Here is a 3,964-nt window from a genome sequence, read left to right on the forward strand (position 1 = left end):
CCATGAGCATCAGACCCGCACGCATTCGCGTCATCGTCGTGGCGGTCCTCGTCCTGGCGTTTGTCATCCCCTGGACCTACGCACACATCGCATACGCCTGGCCCTGGAAAGAACAATCCACAGGCGAGGCCTGCACCGGCAAGTACTACCTCACCCCATACGACAAGCAACGATCCATAGAACTGGGAACCATCTCCGATGGACGCACCATTTTGGTCGGAATCTCCGGAGAAGTCTCCATGGGACACCAGATCGGCTCCTTCGGCGTGTCAGCATTCGACGACAACGACCACTCCGACACCCTCGGAGGCGCTAGAGATCTCCACCGAGGCGACAGCGCCACCGTCGAGGGGGTTGGCACCTTCACCCTCAAGGAAGCCCATTCAGACATCGTCTGGTTCACCCCCAACCCAGGAACAGCAACATTCTGCTTTGACCCAGACCCCACATTCACCAAACGGAGCTACCCATAACAAACTCACGGACGACAACCACCATCACCACGGAACGACACCCATGAGCATCAGACCCGCACGCATTCGCGTCATCGTCGTGGCCGTCCTCGTCCTGGCGTTTGTCATCCCCTGGACCTACGCACACATCGCCTACGCCTGGCCCTGGAAAGAACAATCCACAGGCGAGGCCTGCACCGGTAGGTACTACCTCACCCCATACGACAAGCAACGATCCATTTTCCTCGGAGTTCTCGCCGACGGGCGAAAGGTTCGAATGAGCAGCAGGGGGGAAGTCTCCATGGGGCGCGACACCGCCTCTTTCAGTATCGCCGCTGCCAGCGACAACGAACCCTACGACCTGATCGGCCACGCAGACGGACTCCACCGGGGCGACGGCATCACCGTCGAGGGGGTCGGCACCTTCACCCTCAAGGAAGCCCACTCGGACATCGTCTGGTTCACCCCCAACCCAGGAACAGCAACATTCTGCTTTGACCCAGACCCCACATTCACGACCAACAACTACGCACAACAAGGCCACTGACGCCAGCAACCGCCGCGAACGAGCACTCGCCATCCACCCGCCGACGGAAGAGACGAGGGGTGGGGACCCACCGGGATCCCCACCCCTCAACCGTTCACGGCACGGTCGCCGCGACGCGGTCGACTACTCGGGCTGAGCCTGCGCGGCGGCCTGCGCGGCGGCCGGAGCCGCGGCGGCGATAGCCTCCAGCTCCGCCTCGCCGTGAGCGCCGGACACGAACCACACCTCGTACACCGAGGGCGGCAGGGCCACGCCCGAGGACAGGAACGAGTGGAAGAAGGGGGCGTAGCGCCACGCCTCCTGGGCGCGCGCCTGGTCGTAGTCGTACACGCCCGAAGCGGCCGCGGCCTCGCCGAACATGACGGAGAACAGGGATCCCGTGCGCTGGACGCGGTGGGCGACGCCGGCAGCGCTGAGCGCGTCCGACACGATCGTGCTGATCTCCTGCGCCGAGGCGTTCACGCGGTCGTACACGCCCTGATCAGCCAGTTCGAGGGTACGCAGGCCGGCCACCGTGGCCAGGGGGTTGCCCGACAGGGTACCCGCCTGGTAGACGGGGCCGAGGGGGGCCAGCAGATCCATGACGTCCGCGCGCCCGGCCACGGCAGCCAGGGGCATGCCGCCGCCCACGACCTTGCCGAAGGTCACCAGGTCGGGCACCCAGTCGGCGCCCTCCACGCAGGACGCATCAACGAAGCCGGCGCTGTAGCGGCCCGCGGGCGCGCCGTCCACCCATCCGGCCACGGCCTCGAGGCCCCACCAGCCGGCGGGGTCGACGCGGAAGCCGGTGAGGACCTCGTCGAGGATCATGAGCGCGCCGTGCGCGGTGCACAGGCGGCGAATCTCGCGGTTCCAGCCGGGGTGAGGCGGGACCGTGCCCATGTTGGCGGGGGCGCCCTCGAAGATGACGGCGGCGATACTGTCACCCACCTGCTCGAAGCACGCGCGCAGCGCATCGACGTCGTTGTAGGGCAGGACGATCGTCTGGGCGGTGATGGCCTCGGGGACGCCGGCCGACCCGGGCAGGCCACCGGTGGCAACGCCCGACCCGGCGGCAGCGAGCAGGCCGTCGGAATGACCGTGATAATTGCCGGCGAATTTCACGATGAGGTCGCGCCCGGTGGCGCCGCGCGCCAGGCGGATCGCCGTCATCGTCGCCTCGGTGCCCGTCGACACGAAGCGGACGCGCTGTGCGAAGGGCACGCGCTCGCGCACTGCGCTGGCCAGCAGAGTCTCAGTTTCGGTGGGGGCGCCGAAGGACAGGCCGCGCGAGGCGGCCTCCTGGACGGCGGCGACCACCTCGGGGTGCGCGTGGCCGAGCAACGCCGGGCCCCACGACCCGACCAGGTCCACGTAGGAGCACCCCTCAACATCGGTGACGCGCGCACCGCTCGCGCTCGCGATGAAGCGCGGGGTGCCGCCGACGCCGCCGAAGGCGCGCACGGGCGAGTCGACGCCGCCGGGGATCACTGATTTTGCTTGGGAGAATGCGGTTTCGTTAGTAGTCACGGCTACCTTCATCGAAGAAAAACGGATTGTTGGTATGGTACGCGCGCTCAGCGGGCCCTGCGGGCAACCTCGAGGGCCCAGTAGGTGAGGACGGAGTCGGCTCCCGCCCGGAAGATGCCGGTGAGGGACTCGTCGATCACGCGCGTGCGGTCGATCCACCCGTTGGCGGCGGCGGCCTCGACCATCGCGTACTCGCCGGACACCTGGTAGGCGGCGACGGGAATGTCGGAGGCGGCGGCCACGTCGGCCAGCACGTCCAGGTAGGGGCCGGCGGGCTTGACCATGAGCATGTCGGCGCCCTCGGCCGCGTCGAGCAGCGCCTCGAAAAGGCCCTCGCGTCGGTTCGCGGGGTCCTGCTGGTAGGTGCGGCGGTCGCCCTTGAGCGTGGATCCGACGGCCTCGCGGAAGGGCCCGAAGTAGGCGGACGCGTACTTCGCGGAGTAGGCAAGGATGGCGACGTCCGCGTGTCCCGCCTGGTCGAGGGCGGCGCGGATCGCGGCGACCTGGCCATCCATCATGCCCGAGGGCGAGACCATGTGTGCGCCCGCGCGCGCCTGGGAAATCGCCATCGCCTGGTAGAGCGGCAGGGTCGCGTCGTTGTCGACGCCGCCCTCGGAGTCGAGGAGGCCGCAGTGCCCGTGGTCGGTGAACTCGTCCAGGCAGGTGTCCGCGCACACGACCAGGGCGTCACCGACCTCGGCGCGCACGGCGGCGAGGCCGCGGTTGAGGATCCCGTCCTCCGCCCACGCCTGGGAGCCGATCGCGTCGCGGTGGGCGGGCACGCCGAACAGGTCGATGGCGCCCACGCCGGCTTCGGCGGCCTCGGCGGCTGCCCGGCGCAGCGAGTCGATCGTGTGCTGGTACTGGCCCGGCATGGCCGCGATTTCGCGGGGTTCGTCGATGTCGTCGCGCACGAAGACGGGCCAGATGAGCTTGGCGGGGTCAACGTGGGTTTCGCGCACGAGGGCACGCATCGCGGGGGTCGAGCGCAGGCGGCGCGGGCGAATCGTTGGGATCGGGGAGGAGTTCACCCCGACCTCGGCGAGGTAGGAGGTAACGGATTCGGGAACGGTGGTCATGAGTCTCTTTTTTCGGGTGCGTCGGAGTGGGTGGGACGGGCCAGGGCGTCGGTGAGGGCGCGGACGATGGCATCGGGTGTGGGGGACGAGGCCTGGGCCGCGACCGCGATCCCCTGCCGCCTGGCGGTGGCTGCGGTGGGTGCGCCGATGGTCACGACCCGGGTTGAGGGGGGCGGCAGCCCGAGGAGCGGGGGGAGGGCGTGCGCCTGGGAGGAGGCGGTGAGCACCGCGCCGTCGTAACGTCCAGCGCGGAAATTACCCGCGATATCGGCGTCACAATCGTCGGCGGCGGCGGGAGCGGTGGTGTATGCGTCAACGGCCTCGACGCTCCAGCCCAGCGCCCGCAGCCCGCCCGGCAGCGTATCGGGGGCGAGCGC

5 protein-coding genes are annotated in these 3,964 nt (G+C 68.9%); 2 read left to right on the forward strand and 3 right to left on the reverse strand.

The features are described 5' to 3' along the window. The first annotated feature begins 2 nt into the window (after positions 1-2). Together HMPREF1138_RS11355 and HMPREF1138_RS10350 are read left to right on the forward strand one after the other, a co-directional pair. Entirely contained in the window at positions 3-473 is a 471-nt protein-coding gene (locus HMPREF1138_RS11355) for a hypothetical protein (RefSeq protein ID WP_009059618.1), read from the forward strand. Between the two features lie 43 nt (positions 474-516). After that, positions 517-999: a hypothetical protein gene (locus tag HMPREF1138_RS10350; RefSeq protein ID WP_009059621.1), complete on the forward strand. Its 483-nt coding sequence runs from the start codon at positions 517-519 to the stop codon at positions 997-999. A 123-nt stretch (positions 1,000-1,122) separates the two neighbouring features. On the opposite strand, the gene hemL is transcribed toward HMPREF1138_RS10350, so the two are convergent. From hemL to HMPREF1138_RS10365, 3 genes are all read right to left on the reverse strand, one after another. Further along, positions 1,123-2,520 (reverse strand): glutamate-1-semialdehyde 2,1-aminomutase, encoded by a 1,398-nt coding sequence (gene hemL / locus HMPREF1138_RS10355; RefSeq protein ID WP_039938004.1) that lies wholly within the window; start codon positions 2,518-2,520, stop codon positions 1,123-1,125. A 35-nt stretch (positions 2,521-2,555) separates the two neighbouring features. Continuing rightward, positions 2,556-3,587 (reverse strand): porphobilinogen synthase, encoded by a 1,032-nt coding sequence (gene hemB, locus HMPREF1138_RS10360; protein ID WP_009059617.1) that lies wholly within the window; start codon positions 3,585-3,587, stop codon positions 2,556-2,558. Continuing rightward, on the reverse strand, positions 3,584-3,964 hold a 381-nt coding region (locus HMPREF1138_RS10365; RefSeq protein WP_009059619.1), incomplete at its 5' end, for a uroporphyrinogen-III synthase. The genes HMPREF1138_RS10365 and hemB, both read right to left, overlap by 4 nt.

Origin of the sequence: Actinomyces sp. ICM58, assembly GCF_000283035.1 — a bacterium.
Lineage (GTDB): Bacteria > Actinomycetota > Actinomycetes > Actinomycetales > Actinomycetaceae > Pauljensenia.